This window comes from Amycolatopsis ultiminotia, from assembly GCF_039536925.1.
Taxonomy (GTDB): Bacteria; Actinomycetota; Actinomycetes; order Mycobacteriales; family Pseudonocardiaceae; genus Amycolatopsis; species Amycolatopsis ultiminotia.
In genome coordinates, this window is sequence record NZ_BAAAZN010000003.1 from 347,936 (window position 1) to 361,402 (window position 13,467).

A 13,467-nucleotide genomic window follows, 5' to 3' on the forward strand; every position below is an offset into this window, starting at 1 on the left:
CGCCGCTGCGGTGCCCGACGGCCGGTTCACCCCAGGGAAACTGCACCGGGTGCTGTCCTCGACGTGCGCCCGGCTCGGCTTGGATCCAACCGGTGCGCGGTTGCTGCGGTTCACCAACAACGCGGTGTACGCGCTGGTCCACGACCCGGTGGTGGTGCGGATCGTCGGATCCACCCGGCTGCGTGATCGCGTCGGCACGGTGGTGCGGGTGGCCGAGCACTTCGCCAGGCACGGCATCCCCGCGGTCCGCCTGCTCGAGGGCGTCGACCAGCCGATGCACGTGGACGGGCACCTGGTCACGGTGTGGCACCAGGTCCCGGTCACCGGGCCGCCCGCCTCGCCTGCCGACCTGGCCGACCTGTTGCGCCGGGTGCACGCGCTGCCGCCGCCGGACGGGCTCGGCGAGTGGACGCCGCTGCGCACGGTGCGGGCCAGGGTGCAGGACGCGGAGGAGCTCAGCGCGGTCGATCGGCGGTTCCTGCTGACGCGCTGCGCCGAGGTGGAAGACCGGCTTGCCACCCTGGAATTCCCGCTGGCCACGGGGTTCGTGCACGGGGACGCGTACCCGGGCAACGTGATCCCCGGGCCGGCCGGTCCGGTGCTGTGCGATTTCGACTCGTCCTGCGTCGGCCCGCCGGAATGGGACCTGACGCCGCTCGCGGTCGGCCGTGAGCGGTTCGGGGACCCGCCGGAGCACTACCGGGAGTTCGCCAGCGCGTACGGCTTCGACGTGACGGCGTGGTCCGGGTTCGCCGTGCTGCGAGCGGTGCGCGAGCTGAAGCTCACCACCAGCGTGCTGCCGATCCTGCGCAGCCATCCGCCGGTGCGGCCCGAGCTGCACCGACGGCTCGACGACCTGCGCCGGGGGCGGGCGGACACCCAGTGGACGCGGTACCGGTGAGCGAGCTTCTGCACGTGCATTCGCAGACTGCAGACGACCGTTCGTCGCTTCCCCGTCGATGGCTGACGAGGTATCACTCCGGGCGGAAAATTCAGTCCGGCAGATCGCCCCATCCGGGCTACGGCTAGTCCCACAGTGCAATTTGCAGCTACCAGCTGTGACAACCGCCGGTCAGGACACGGTGACCGGGGCCCGCGTGAGCACCACGGCGAAGCCGAACGCCAGGCCCATCACGGTCAGCTCCAGCGTTGCCCACGAGGCGATCGCGGTCCGCTGGTGCCGCACGATCTGCGGCATCAGCCGCCACCGCAGGTTGGCCGCCAGCAGTGCGATCACGCTGGTGCACAGCACCTTGAGCAGCATCAGCTGTCCGTAGGGCGTGGTGCACAGCCCGGCCCAGAAGCCGATGGTCGGATTGGCCAGGATCTCCACGACGCCGTTGAACAGGCCGGTCACCGCGGAGAGCACCAGGCACAGCGTGGCCAGTTTGGAAAACCGCGGCAGCGCGTACCCGAGCAGCGTGCGGTTGGCAGCGAGCAGCACGGTCATCGCGCCGAGGCCGCCGCACCAGGCGACCGCGCTCATCACGTGCAGCTCCATCGAGATCATCGTGTAGTCGTGGTAGGCCCAGTTCGACGCGTGGCCGGTGACCGGCAACGGCAACAACGCGAACATCCCCACGCCCACCCGCACCTCGGCGGGTACTTTCTCGCCCTTGCGCAGTGCGAAGAACCCGAGCCCGGCGTGCAGCAGCGCGAGCACCGCGACGATCACCAGAGCCTTGCCCGCGCCGACCTCGGAGATGTAGGTGCCGATGTCGCTCGCGGTGAGCGTGGGTGAGCCCGGCTTGTACTCCGCGGTCTGCAGGATCAGCGCGACCACCGAACTCGCGGCCCACACCAGTGCCGCGGCGACCGCGGCCGGACGGGCCCTGCGCAGCACGGGCTCGGTGAGCTTCGGCCGGTCGTAGCCGACCAGCACGGACAGCAGGGCGAGCCCGATCGTGGCAACCGCGGACAGGTCCATCAGCACCCGCACGATCGGGATGGCGGCCGAGACCACCTCGCTGGGCTCCACCACGCCGGGAATGGGCGTGGACGCGGTCAGCGCGACGCCGATCAGCGCGGCCAGCAGTCCCGCGGTGACCACGCACAGCAGCGTGGCCCATCGGACTTGCGAGGTGGTCTCGGCCTGTGTCACTGGTCCGCCTTGTCCGACTTGGGTTCCCGGCCGGTGCGCAGTGCGACGGTCAGCCCGAGTGCCAGCAGCACGACCGCGCCCGCGATCCACACCCAGATCGGCACCCCGGTCGACGACGAGGAGCCGGTCGACGAGGAAGCCGCCGGTGCGCCTGCCGCCTTCGCCGCGTCGACGCTCGCCGGCGTGCCGGTGCCCGCGGTGGTCAGGGTGAACGGAATCTCACCGGAGACCGGATGCCCGTCGGCGGACAGGATGCGATAGCCGATCGTGTACTTGCCCGCCGGACCGAGTGGCCGCAGCGGGGCGCTGAGCACGTTGTTCTCCACGGTGACCGGCCCCTCGGCCCACTGCCCGCCGTTCGGCCCGGTCACCGCGATCTGGTTGACGTCCGCGTTCTGCACGTACTGGTCGAAGGTGAGCGTGACCTTCGCCGGGCCCTTTGCCACCGACGCTGCGTTGCCGGGGTCGGAGTTGATCAGCACGTTGTGCGCCAGCGCGGGAGTGGCCGTGGCGAGCAGGGCCACCCCGGTGACCGCCAGCGCGAGCAAGGTCTTGCGCATTACTCGGTTCCTTCGGTTTTCGTCGCGGCAGGTTTCGTCGCGGCAGGACGGCGGGAACGCAGCACCGCACCCGCACCGGCGCCGAGTCCGAGCGCACCGACCACGAGGCCGGCGCCGCCGAGCCAGCGGGCGGTGGTGTCCGAGGACGCCGCGGCCGCGGTGTCCGTGCCGGATTCGGTGGTCGCGGCGTGCCCGCCCTCGGTCTCCTCCGCGGCGAGCTGCACCGTGGGTGCCGGGTGCTCCGGCTCTTCACCGCTGGGCGGGGTCTGCTCGTTCCACGACACCACCTTGCCACCCTCGTAGGTCTGGATGGCCGGGAATTCGAGCTGGCCGACATCGGCGGGCAGCGGGCCGCCGCTGATCTCGAACTCCTGGAACTCGTTCAGCCCGATCTTGGTGCCTGCCTGCGCGGTCCAGACGACCTTGGTGACCGCCTCGGTGATCTTGGTACCGGAGGCGGTGGTCACCGGCTGCGCCAGCGGCGATTTGGTGATCTCGGCGGTCCAGCCGGGGATCGGCTTGGTGCGCAGGCTGCCGATGCCGTACTCCGGCTTGAGGTCGACCTCGAGCTTGACCGTGCCGAGTTTCGCGTCCTCGTTGGGGACGCGGAAGAAGATCGTGCCGTAGCCGCCCTTGCTCGGCTGCTCGCCGTAGACGTTGGCGGTGACGTGCGCGGACGCGATGCCCGCACCGAGCAGACCGGTGGCGGCGACGGTGGCGGCGAGCACGCCGGCACGACGGAAGACGTGAAGGGACACAACTGCTCCTGAACAGGAATGAGCCGACAGCGGGCGACACCCGCGTCGGAGGGGGAAGAGGAACGGGGTTCAGGAGTGCCGGGGTGGCCCGCGACGGCGACGGACGCGGCGCAGGTCGATCTGCAGGAGAGTGGCCGCCGCAGCGGGCCGGGACGGCAGTGGCGCGCCCGCGGCGGACCGCACCGGCAGCGGCCGGGTCAACGCGGGCAGGATCGCGCGGAGCACCCGCAGGACGCTGAGCAGCATTGCGTCCGCGCGGGCGAGCAGCAGTGCGGTGACCAGGGTGGCGATCGCGTGCGCGGCGGTCATCGTCCAGCCGTCCGGGCGACCGGCCGCGGCACCGTGCTCGTGCCCGGACAGCGTGGTGAGCACCAGGTGCATCACGAGCTGGCCCGCGCCCAGCACGGCGATCGTGGCGAGCGGTCCACGGGCGCGTCCGGCGAGCGCGGTGGCGGTCCAGCCGAACAACGCGGTGAGCAACAGCGTGAGTGCGGTATCCGGCAGACCGCCGTCGGCAACCGCATGCGCAGTGACAGCGAGTGAAGCCGAACTGACCGCAAGCAGTCCTCCGCGCGCGGCCGCAAGTGCGCCGCGATACCTGGCCGGAGTGCTCACCGGGGCAGCGTATCGGCACTCCGCTGGGTGACCGAAGCGTCTCGAATGGTGAACGTCGACCGGAAAAGTACAGGTGAGCCCATTTCGATCGGATAAAGACCGCTCGGCAGAGGCGGTCGCGTCGGTTGCCGTACGCGCGTCTATACGAAACGGTAAGAGCCCAAAGTCAACAGGAGGGTTTCGAACGCAGCCGTAATGAGTAGTCACCCACTTGGTTGACGGGCTACTCCGAACGGGCGCGGTCCGAGGTCTCAGACGCAGCGGGAGAACGAATACGGATGAACCTCTTCGAGTACATCTCGGACCGCTGGGACCGGTTGCTGCTGCAGGCCTACCTGCACACCAGCCTGGTCGTGCAGTGCACGATCCTCGCCGCGGTGCTCGGCGTGCTGATCGGCATCGCCGTTTACCGCAGTCCCATCGGTTCCGCTGTCGCCACGGCGCTGGCCAGCACGATCCTCACCGTCCCGTCCTTCGCCCTCCTGGGTCTGCTGATCCCGCTGTCCGGCCTCGGCTCGACGACCGCGGTCATCGCGCTGGTGCTCTACGGGCTGCTGCCGATCGTGCGCAACACGATCGTCGGGCTCGACGGCGTCGATCCGGCGATCACCGATGCCGCACGCGGCATCGGGATGAGCCGGTTCTCCGTGCTCACCAGGGTGGAGCTGCGGCTGGCCTGGCCCGCGGTGCTCGCGGGAATGCGGGTCGCGACCCAGATGCTGATGGGCATCGCGGTGATCTCGGCCTACGCGAAAGGTCCCGGTCTCGGTTCGGAGGTCTTCTCCGGCCTGACCAACGCGGGCAGCACGAACTCACTCAACCAGGCCCTCACGGGCACTCTCGGCGTGGTCATCCTCGCCCTCGTGCTCGACGGCATCTATGTCCTGATCAAGCGATTCACCGTCTCGAGGGGTGTCCGTGTCTGAGCAGACCGTTTCCGACGAAGTGTCCGGCGTCGAGATCGAGCTGGACCACGTCACCAAACGCTATTCCGGAACAAGGGCCCCCGCCGTCGACGATTTCTCGATGGTCGTGCCCGCGGGCAAGATCGTCGTGTTCGTCGGCCCGTCGGGCTGTGGCAAGACCACCACGATGCGGATGATCAACCGCTTGATCGAGCCGTCCTCGGGGCGGATCACCATCGGCGGCGACGACGCGCTGAAGCTCGACGTCGACACGCTGCGCAGGCGGATCGGGTACGCGATCCAGCAGGCCGGGTTGTTCCCGCACTTCACCGTGGCGCAGAACATCGGCGTGGTGCCCGGCCTGCTCGGCTGGGACAAGAAGCGGGTCACCTCGCGGGTCGAGGAGATGATGGACCTGGTCGGCCTCGACCCCGCCGACTTCCGCGACCGCTACCCGCGCCAGCTCTCCGGCGGTCAGCAGCAGCGTGTCGGCGTGGCCCGTGCGCTCGCCGCGGACCCGCCGGTGCTGCTGATGGACGAGCCGTTCGGCGCGGTCGACCCGATCACCCGCGGCAACCTGCAGGACGAGCTGCTGCGGCTGCAGACCGACCTGAAGAAGACGATCGTGTTCGTCACGCACGACTTCGACGAGGCGGTGAAGCTCGGCGACCGGATCGCGGTGCTCGGTAACCAGTCGAAGATCCTGCAGTACGACACGCCGGAGTCGATCCTGGCGAACCCGGCGGACGACACCGTGGCCGGTTTCGTCGGTGCCGGCGCTTCGCTCAAGCAGCTGACCCTGATGCGCGTGCGGGACGTCGAGCTGGAGCAGGACGCGCTCACCATCACCGCCGACGAATCGCCCGCGGCGGTGCGCGAGAAGCTCACCACGCAGCGCAAGCAGTTCGCCCTGGTGCTCGACCAGCGGCGCCGGCCGGTCCGCTGGGTGCACGTGCGGGAACTGGCCAACGCCAGCTCGGTGAGCTCGGTCGGCAAGCCGCTGCGGGACGTGGTGAGTGTGCAGTCGACCCTGCAGGACGCGCTCGAGGCGATGCTCGCCGAGGGCGGTTCGGTGCCGGTCACCGGTTCGCGCGGGGAGTACGCCGGCACGATCAAGCTGGACACGGTCATCTCGACCATCCAGCAGATCCGCGACGAGCACGCGGACGACGCGACCGCCGACGCCGCCGACGAGGGGGCACCGGCATGACCGCAGCCGTCGATACCGGATTCAGTACCGAATCGGGTTCCCGCCGGGCCGAACGCGTCCGGCTGTTCGCCCAGCCTGCCGTGGTACTGGTGATTGTCGCGGTCACGCTCGGCGTGGTCTTCGGCACCGGGCTGACCGCCACCGAGGCGGAAACGCTCAACGCGACGTCGCTGCTCACCGCGCTGCGTGACCACGTGCTGATGACCATCGTGGTCACCGCGATCGTGGTGCTGGTGGCGGTGCCGCTCGGCGTGATGGTCACCCGGTCGTGGGCCCGCTGGCTCGCCCCGTTCTTCCTGGCCATCGCGAACGTCGGACAGGCCGCGCCCGCACTGGGTGTGCTGGTGCTGTGGTTCATCTTCACCGGTGCGACCGGTGGGCTGTGGGTCGCGTCGCTGCCACTGGCCTTCTATTCGCTGCTGCCGGTGCTGCGCAACACCATGGTCGGCCTGCAGCAGGTGGACCCGTCGCTGGTGGACGCCGGCCGCGGCATCGGGATGTCCTCGGCGAAGGTGCTGTGGCGGGTGGAGTTCCCGCTCGCCATCCCGCTGGTGCTTGCCGGCCTGCGCACGTCGCTGGTGCTGGCGGTCGGCACCGCGACGTTCGGCATGTTCGTCAACGCGGGTGGTTTCGGGCTGCTCATCGACACCGGTTACAAGCTGAACCTGACGAAGGTGCTGATCACCGGTTCGGTGCTGGCCGTCGCGCTGGCGCTGCTCGTCGACTGGCTGGGTGCGCTGGCCGAACAGTACTTCGGACCGAAGGGGTTGCGCTGATGAACGTCCTGAAGAAGGCGGGCGCCCTGGTCGGCGCCGCGCTGCTCGCCGGGACGCTGTCGGCGTGCGGGCTCGACCTGAACACCTCGCTGCCGTACTCGATCCAGCCCGGTTCGATCCAGCCGATCCCGCAGCTGCAGGGCCAGCGGGTGGTGGTCGGGTCGAAGGACTTCACCGAGAACATCATCCTCGGCTACATGGCCGAGATGGCGCTGTCCGCGGCCGGTGCGGACGTCATCGACCTGACCGACATCAAGGGTTCGAACTCCTCCCGTCAGGCGCTGCTCAACGGGCAGAGCGACCTGGCGTGGGAGTACACCGGCACCGGGTGGATCAACTACCAGGGCAATGAGTTGCCGGTACCCGGCGGGGAACAGGCGCAGTACGACGCCACGGCGAAGGCCGACGCGAAGGATTACGGCGTCACCTGGCTCAAGTACTCCCCGCTCAACGACCAGTACGCCTTCGCCACCACGGAGGCCTACGCCGCCAAGAACGGCCTCAAGACCACCACGGACATGGCGAACTTCCTGCAGAAGAACCCGGATCAGGCGCGGTTCTGCCTGGAGACGGAGTTCACCAGCAGGCAGGACGGGTTCCCTGCCGCGGTCAAGGCGTACGGCCTGAAGAATCCGAAGGTCGAGAACTTCGGTATCGGCACCATCTACTCCGCGGTGGCCAACGGCACCTGCCCGATCGGCGAGGTGTTCACCACCGACGGCCGGATCCAGGGGCTCAACCTGCGGGTGCTCGAGGACGACAAGAAGGCGTTCCCGCAGTACAACGCCGCGGTGACGTTGCGCACCGACTTCCTGAACCAGCATCCGCAGCTGCGTGGCCCGCTGGAGAAGGTGACTGCGGCGATCGACAACGAGCAGATGGTCGAGCTGTGCAAGCAGGTGGACGTGGACGGCAAGGATGCCGGCACCGTCGCGCACGACTGGATGCTTTCGAAGGGCTTCATCAAGTAGCGCCCGCCGAGCGGCCTGCCCCGGCGGCGAACTGCTGAGCAATGCTAAGTTGTTTTGCGTTCGCCGTCGGGTAATGCAGGAGGCTGGTCGTGTCCAAACTGGAAATCGTCGTGGCGAGCACCCGCCCCGGGCGGATCGGGTTGCCGGTCGGCCAGTGGGTGGCGCGCGAGGCACAGGCGCACGGCGGTTTCGCCGAGGTCGAGCTGGTCGACCTCGCCGAGGTGAACCTGCCGTTCTTCAACGAACCGAAGCATCCGCGCCTCGGTGAGTACGAGCACCAGCACACCAAGGACTGGAGCGCGAAGGTCGCCGAGGCGGACGCCTTCGTGTTCGTGCTGCCGGAGTACAACTACGGCTTCAACGCCGAGCTGAAGAACGCACTGGACTACCTGCACCAGGAGTGGCTGTACAAGGCGGTCGGCCTGGTCAGCTACGGCGGGGTGGCCGCGGGCACGCGTGCCGCGCAGATGCTCAAGCAGGTGCTTTCGGCGTTCCGGATGTCGGTCGTCGCCGAGGCCGTGTCGATCCCCTTCGTGCAGCAGTTCCTTGCCGACGGCACGATCGAGCCGAACGACGTGATGACCACGTCCGCGAAGGCGATGTTCGACGAACTGGCGCGGGTCACCACCACGCTCGCCCCGTTGCGCACGGGCGACTGACCTGCGTCAGACCCCCAGCCGGTGCAGGAGCTGGTCCTCCAGCCGTTCCAGCTCGCCGGTCACCGCGCGGTGCGCGGCCTTGCGACGGGCCGCGGGCATCCGCTCGGCGGCCCGTACGGTCGCCGAAAGCTGCTCCAGCGTGGACTGCGCCTCGTCGGCGAACTTCCGGTCCGCGTCGGTGGCCTTCGCCGACTTCCGCAGCTCGCCGAGCCCCTGCACGACGCCCGCGATCCGCGCGTGCAGTCCGGCGCCGCGGCCGGTGTACTCGGCAAGCCGGTCGACCGCCACGCCGAGCTTGCGTGCCTGGTAGCGGTCGTACAGCTCGCGTGCGGCTCCCGCTGCGCGTACCGCGTACGGCGCGACCACCGGGATCACCGCCGGGCCGAGCACCTTGGCCACCGCGACCGCGTTCTTCGCCTTCTTCGGGGTGATCCGGGCTTCACCCACGTCCTGCTTGGCCTTGTTCTGCTTGGCCTTGCGCGCCATGGCCCTACCTCCAACACCGTGTCGGGCTCGAACTTACTGGTCCCGATGGTGGCGGGCATGTCGGCTCGCGGCGGATAGAGTGATCGTCATGGGAGAAGAGGTGCTGCTCGACGCGGGCGCGGTCAGCCGGTGCCGCCGCCGGGTGCACCTTGAACACGATCCGGCCATGCGCGGCGTGCCGTTGCCCCCACCGGATCCCACCGCGCAGCAACGTATCGACGACGCCACGGCGCACCGCGAGGAGATCGTCCGCCGGCTCGCCGACGCCACCGGCCCGGCGGCGACCTGGGTGCACGTCCCGCGCACGCTGCCTGCCGCGGAACGCGTGCTGCGCACCGAAGAGGCCTTCGCCGACGGGGCGCACTACATCTGGGGCGCGCTGCTGCCCGCCGACGCGGTGGGACACCGCCGTGGCGGCGTGGACCTGCTGGTCCGCACCGAGACCGGCTACGTGCCGGTGCTCGTCGTGCGGCACCGGATCACCGACCGTGGCCAGGGCGCGTCGACCACGGGCCTGACCGACCTCGACCCGGCGCACCGTCGGCCGGACGAGGCGCGCAAGGTCCGTTCGCAGCCGCGCGACCAGCTGCGGCTCGCACACCTGCGCCGGATGCTGCAGACCTACGGCAAGGCCGAGATCGGCAGGGCGGTCGGCGGCGTGATCGGGCTGGACGCCGACGTCGTGCTCTGGCACGACCTCTCCGCGGGCACCTGGCCGGGCGGACGCAGTGCGCTGGACGAGTACGACGCCCGGTTCGCCGACCGGCTCGCCGTGGCCACCGCGGCCGCGACCGGCGGTGCCGCGCTGGCCGAGCCGTCGCGGGTGCTGGAGTGCAGGCGGTGCCCGTTCTGGCCCACCTGCGAGGTGGCGCTCACCGAGAGCCGCGACGTGAGCCTCGTGGTGCGCGGCGAGGACGCGAGCGAGCTGCGCAGGGCCGGTGTGTCCACTGTGGATGAACTCGCCGCACTCGACCCGGCCGCCGAGCCGCCGTCGATGAACTGGACCGGCGGTACCTTCACCGACGCGATCATGCTCGCCAGGGCGTGGCTGGCCGACCTCACCGTGGTCCGCCGCACGCCCGAGATCGAGGTGTCCCGCGGGGACGTCGAGGTCGACGTTGACATGGAGAGCTTCGGCGACGCCGGCGCGTACCTGTGGGGCACCCTGCTGTCCGGGGTGGACATCGGGGAACCGCACGGCTACCGGGCTTTCGCCACCTGGGAACCGTTGCCGACCGAGGACGAGGCGCGTTCGTTCGCGCAGTTCTGGGCATGGTTCACCGACATCCGCGAACGCACGCACGCCGCGGGGCTGACGTTCCGGGCGTACTGCTACAACGCGCTGGCCGAGAACCGCTGGCTGTTCGGTTCGGCGGAGCGTTTCGCCGAGCACCCCGGCGTGCCGGGCAAGGCGGAAATCCAGTCCTTTGTGGATTCCGAAGAGTGGGTGGACCTGTTCCGCAGTGTCACCGACCAGTTCCTGTGCTCCCGCGGCAAAGGGCTCAAGGTGATCGCCCCGGTCGCCGGGTTCTCCTGGCGGGATCCGGAGGCCGGCGGCGAGGCGTCCATGCGGTGGTACCGCGACGCGGTCGGTATGGATGGTTCGGTGCCGGACCGCGAGCAGCGCGAGCGGTTGTTGCGCTACAACGAGGACGACGTGCAGGCCACCCGGGTGCTGCGCGAGTGGATGACCGACCGCGCCGGCACCGAAGTGCCGTACGTACTCGACCTCTGATCCCGGTCCCGGCGGCAGCTCGGGATCAAGCCGTCGCCGGGACGCGTGGCGATCAGCGCGGAGCCATCCGCAGCGAACCGTCCATGCGGACGACCTCGCCGTTGAGGTAGTCGTGGTCGATCAGGGACAGCGCGAGCTGGGCGTACTCGTCCGGGCGGGCGAGACGCTTCGGGAACGGCACCCCGGCCGAAAGCGTCGCGCGGAATTCGTCGCTCACCGTCGCCAGCATCGGGGTGTCCACGATGCCGGGTGCGATGGTCAGCACGCGGATGCCGTGCGAAGCGAGGTCACGGGCGGAGGGCAGGGTCAGGCCGACCACACCACCCTTCGACGACGCATAGGCGACCTGTCCGATCTGGCCGTCATACGCGGCGATGGACGCGGTGTTGATGACGACGCCGCGGGCGTCGTCGGCGAGCGGCTCGGTCTTCGCGATCGCCTCCGAGGCGATGGTGAGCACGTTGAAGGTGCCGATCAGGTTGATCTGGATGACCTTCGCGTACAGGGCGAGGTCGTGCCTGCCCTTCTTCGACAGGATCCGGGCGGACGGGCCGATGCCGGCACAGTTCACCACCGTGCGCAGCGGCACTCCCGAGCCTGCCGCGGTGTCCACGGCGGTCTGTACCTGGTCCGGGTCGGTCACGTCGGCCTCGACGTAGGTGATGCCCTCGATCTGCTCGGCTTTGTCGATGGACGCGGCGAGGTCGAGCGCGAACACCCGTGCGCCCTTGGCGGCCAGCGCCTTGGCGGTGGCACCGCCAAGACCTGAGGCGCCGCCGGTGACGAGCGCTGCGGTGTCGGTGATCTGCATCTTCTGCCTTCCTCCTGCTCCGGGCTCCTGCGGAGAAGGTTAACGCTCGTTCGCGCCGGACAGGCGTGTGCCGCCTCACCCGCTTCTCGTCGCGAGGAGTATTCGGCCCTGCCCACTTCCGTTAGCGCCCTGGTCAACTCCGGCTGTCACCTTCTTGCGGTATGAGCGCTGCTCGGATCGTCGTGGTGGGGACCGGATACGTCGGATTGACCACGGGGGCATGTCTCGCGAGCCTTGGGCATCGCGTCACCTGCGTGGACGTGGACGAGGCGAAGGTGGCCAGGCTGTCGGCAGGCCGGGTGGACATCCTCGAACCAGGGTTGGCCGAACTCGTCGAGCGGGGGCGCGGCACCGGCAGGCTGTCGTTCGTGGTCGGCGCCGGGGACGCGGTACGGGACGCGGAAGGCGTGTTCCTGTGCGTGCCGACCCCGATGGGCGCGGGTGGGTCGGCCGACCTGCGCGCGGTGGAGGCGGTGACCGCCGAGATCGGCGACGTGCTGCCTGCCGGATGTGTGCTGATCACCAAATCGACCGTGCCGGTCGGCACTGCCGAGCGGATCCGCACGATGGTCGGCCGCCGCGACGTGCCGGTGGTGGCCAATCCGGAATTCCTGCGTGAGGGCACCGCGGTCCGCGACTTCCTCAACCCGGACCGGATCGTGGTCGGCTCGGATTCGCTCGTCGCGGCCCGCTGGGTCGGTGACCTCTACGCCGAGCTCACCGCACCGGTCGTGGTCGCCGACGCGGCGAGCGCGGAACTGGTCAAGTACGCGGCCAACTGCTTCCTCGCACTGAAACTGTCCTATGTGAACTCGATGGCCGAGCTGTGCGAACGGCTCGGCGCGGACATCGACCTGGTCACCGAAGGGATGGGGTACGACCGGCGGATCGGCCGCACCTTCCTCAAGCCCGGTCCCGGCTGGGGTGGCTCGTGCCTGCCGAAGGACACCAGCGCACTGGTCAGGGTCGCCGAATCGGTCGACTACGACTTCCGCATGCTGACCTCGGCGATCGACGAGAACATCGCGCAGCGCGACCGCGTGGTGGCCAAGATCGCCGGCGCCTGCGGCGGCACGCTCGCCGGCGCCAGGGTCGGCGTGCTCGGTCTCGCGTTCAAGGCAGGCACCAACGACCTGCGGGATTCGCCCGCGCTGGCGGTGTCCTCGGTGCTCGGCGCGCTGGGTGCGGAGCTGACCGCCTACGACCCGGCGGTGTCCGGCGGGATCGACGGGATGACCGTGGTCGACGATCCGTACCAGGTGGCCAAGGACGCGGACGTGGTCGTGGTGCTCACCGAATGGGCCGAGTTCCGCAACCTCGACTGGGTCGCGATGGCCGAGGCGATGGAGGGCGACGACGTGGTGGACACCCGTAACCTGCTCGACCCGCGGATGATCCTGGACGCCGGCCTGTCCTGGCAGGGCGTCGGCCGCCCCCGCGCGGCGCGGCGGCAAGTGGCGGTTTCCTGACGTTCTTCTGGCATCCTGATCCGGCAGGAACCGGACAGGAGGCATGCGGTGGAGTTTCCCTACGTGGTGGTCGCAGTGGTGCTCGCGGTGGTGCTCGTCGGCTCCGGCGCGGGCAAGCTCGCGCGTGCCAAGCAGGTCGTGGAGAACATGACCAAGGTCGACGTGCCGGACAAGCTGTACCCGCTGATGGCCGGGTGCGAGTTCGCCGGCGCGGTGGGTCTCGTCGTGGGGATCTGGTGGCCGCCACTCGGCATCGCGGCTGCGATCGGTGTGCTGCTGTACTTCCTGCTCGCGGTGGGCAGGCACGTGCAGAAGAAGGACGCGAACGGGATGACCCCGGCCGCGGTCCTGCTGATCCTCGCGGTGGCCGCGCTCGTGCTGCGGATCTCGCTCGGGTGAAGGGGTTGGCGC

Annotated in this window: 15 protein-coding genes; 9 read left to right on the plus strand and 6 right to left on the minus strand. The window is 69.6% G+C overall.

The window, feature by feature from the left end; all coding sequences use genetic code 11:
• Nucleotides 1–10: 10 nt before the first annotated feature.
• Nucleotides 11–901, plus strand: coding sequence for a phosphotransferase family protein (locus ABD793_RS09345; protein ID WP_344857636.1), 891 nt, complete (start codon nt 11–13; stop codon nt 899–901).
• Nucleotides 902–1,072: 171 nt separating this feature from the next.
• Here ABD793_RS09345 and ABD793_RS09350 read toward each other — a convergent pair whose 3' ends face one another.
• From ABD793_RS09350 to ABD793_RS09365, 4 genes are all read right to left on the minus strand, one after another.
• Nucleotides 1,073–2,101 (minus strand): copper resistance D family protein, encoded by a 1,029-nt coding sequence (locus ABD793_RS09350; RefSeq protein ID WP_344857638.1) that lies wholly within the window; start codon nt 2,099–2,101, stop codon nt 1,073–1,075.
• Nucleotides 2,098–2,661: a copper resistance CopC family protein gene (locus ABD793_RS09355; RefSeq protein WP_344857640.1), complete on the minus strand. Its 564-nt coding sequence runs from the start codon at nt 2,659–2,661 to the stop codon at nt 2,098–2,100. The genes ABD793_RS09350 and ABD793_RS09355 overlap by 4 nt, the downstream gene beginning before the upstream one ends.
• On the minus strand, nt 2,661–3,419 hold the full coding sequence (locus ABD793_RS09360; protein ID WP_344857642.1) for a YcnI family copper-binding membrane protein: 759 nt from the start codon (nt 3,417–3,419) through the stop codon (nt 2,661–2,663). Before ABD793_RS09360 ends, ABD793_RS09355 begins: the two co-directional genes overlap by 1 nt.
• A 69-nt stretch (nt 3,420–3,488) precedes the next feature.
• A complete protein-coding gene (locus ABD793_RS09365; protein ID WP_344858106.1) occupies nt 3,489–3,983 on the minus strand; it encodes a hypothetical protein in 495 nt (164 codons plus the stop codon).
• Between the two features lie 329 nt (nt 3,984–4,312).
• On the opposite strand from ABD793_RS09365, the gene ABD793_RS09370 reads away from it, so the two are divergent.
• The 5 genes from ABD793_RS09370 (at nt 4,313) to ABD793_RS09390 (ending at nt 8,555) form a co-directional block, all read left to right on the plus strand.
• Nucleotides 4,313–4,960, plus strand: a complete 648-nt coding sequence (locus ABD793_RS09370; RefSeq protein ID WP_344857644.1) for an ABC transporter permease — start codon at nt 4,313–4,315, stop codon at nt 4,958–4,960.
• Nucleotides 4,953–6,149: an ABC transporter ATP-binding protein gene (locus ABD793_RS09375; protein WP_425548673.1), complete on the plus strand. Its 1,197-nt coding sequence runs from the start codon at nt 4,953–4,955 to the stop codon at nt 6,147–6,149. The genes ABD793_RS09370 and ABD793_RS09375 overlap by 8 nt, the downstream gene beginning before the upstream one ends.
• Nucleotides 6,146–6,925, plus strand: coding sequence for an ABC transporter permease (locus ABD793_RS09380; protein WP_344857648.1), 780 nt, complete (start codon nt 6,146–6,148; stop codon nt 6,923–6,925). The genes ABD793_RS09375 and ABD793_RS09380 overlap by 4 nt, the downstream gene beginning before the upstream one ends.
• Nucleotides 6,925–7,896 (plus strand): glycine betaine ABC transporter substrate-binding protein, encoded by a 972-nt coding sequence (locus tag ABD793_RS09385; protein ID WP_344857650.1) that lies wholly within the window; start codon nt 6,925–6,927, stop codon nt 7,894–7,896. The genes ABD793_RS09380 and ABD793_RS09385 overlap by 1 nt, the downstream gene beginning before the upstream one ends.
• A gap of 89 nt (nt 7,897–7,985) precedes the next feature.
• A complete protein-coding gene (locus ABD793_RS09390; protein WP_344857652.1) occupies nt 7,986–8,555 on the plus strand; it encodes an NADPH-dependent FMN reductase in 570 nt (189 codons plus the stop codon).
• A 6-nt stretch (nt 8,556–8,561) separates the two neighbouring features.
• Here the strand turns inward: ABD793_RS09390 and ABD793_RS09395 are convergent, their stop codons facing one another.
• Nucleotides 8,562–9,041 carry a DUF6474 family protein gene (locus ABD793_RS09395; protein ID WP_344857654.1) on the minus strand — a complete coding sequence of 160 codons (480 nt, stop codon included), beginning with the start codon at nt 9,039–9,041 and terminating at the stop codon, nt 8,562–8,564.
• Nucleotides 9,042–9,129: 88 nt separating this feature from the next.
• On the opposite strand from ABD793_RS09395, the gene ABD793_RS09400 reads away from it, so the two are divergent.
• Nucleotides 9,130–10,776 (plus strand): TM0106 family RecB-like putative nuclease, encoded by a 1,647-nt coding sequence (locus ABD793_RS09400; RefSeq protein ID WP_344857656.1) that lies wholly within the window; start codon nt 9,130–9,132, stop codon nt 10,774–10,776.
• A 52-nt stretch (nt 10,777–10,828) separates the two neighbouring features.
• Here ABD793_RS09400 and ABD793_RS09405 read toward each other — a convergent pair whose 3' ends face one another.
• Complete coding sequence (locus ABD793_RS09405) at nt 10,829–11,587, minus strand: SDR family NAD(P)-dependent oxidoreductase (RefSeq protein ID WP_344857658.1); 759 nt, start codon at nt 11,585–11,587, stop codon at nt 10,829–10,831.
• 161 nt (nt 11,588–11,748) lie between these two features.
• On the opposite strand from ABD793_RS09405, the gene ABD793_RS09410 reads away from it, so the two are divergent.
• Complete coding sequence (locus tag ABD793_RS09410) at nt 11,749–13,056, plus strand: UDP-glucose dehydrogenase family protein (RefSeq protein ID WP_344857660.1); 1,308 nt, start codon at nt 11,749–11,751, stop codon at nt 13,054–13,056.
• A 48-nt stretch (nt 13,057–13,104) separates the two neighbouring features.
• The gene (locus ABD793_RS09415; RefSeq protein ID WP_344857662.1) at nt 13,105–13,455 is read left to right on the plus strand and encodes a DoxX family protein; all 351 of its coding nucleotides are present in this window, start codon (nt 13,105–13,107) and stop codon (nt 13,453–13,455) included.
• The last annotated feature ends 12 nt before the right edge of the window (nt 13,456–13,467 follow it).

Coding starts and splice junctions, on each gene's coding strand:
- ABD793_RS09380 (WP_344857648.1), top strand. CDS start 6,146: ATGACCGCAGCCGTCGATACCGGATTCAGTACCGAATCGGGTTCCCGC.
- ABD793_RS09410 (WP_344857660.1), top strand. CDS start 11,749: ATGAGCGCTGCTCGGATCGTCGTGGTGGGGACCGGATACGTCGGATTG.
- ABD793_RS09355 (WP_344857640.1), bottom strand. CDS start 2,661: ATGCGCAAGACCTTGCTCGCGCTGGCGGTCACCGGGGTGGCCCTGCTC.
- ABD793_RS09395 (WP_344857654.1), bottom strand. CDS start 9,041: ATGGCGCGCAAGGCCAAGCAGAACAAGGCCAAGCAGGACGTGGGTGAA.
- ABD793_RS09370 (WP_344857644.1), top strand. CDS start 4,313: ATGAACCTCTTCGAGTACATCTCGGACCGCTGGGACCGGTTGCTGCTG.
- ABD793_RS09385 (WP_344857650.1), top strand. CDS start 6,925: ATGAACGTCCTGAAGAAGGCGGGCGCCCTGGTCGGCGCCGCGCTGCTC.
- ABD793_RS09400 (WP_344857656.1), top strand. CDS start 9,130: ATGGGAGAAGAGGTGCTGCTCGACGCGGGCGCGGTCAGCCGGTGCCGC.
- ABD793_RS09405 (WP_344857658.1), bottom strand. CDS start 11,587: ATGCAGATCACCGACACCGCAGCGCTCGTCACCGGCGGCGCCTCAGGT.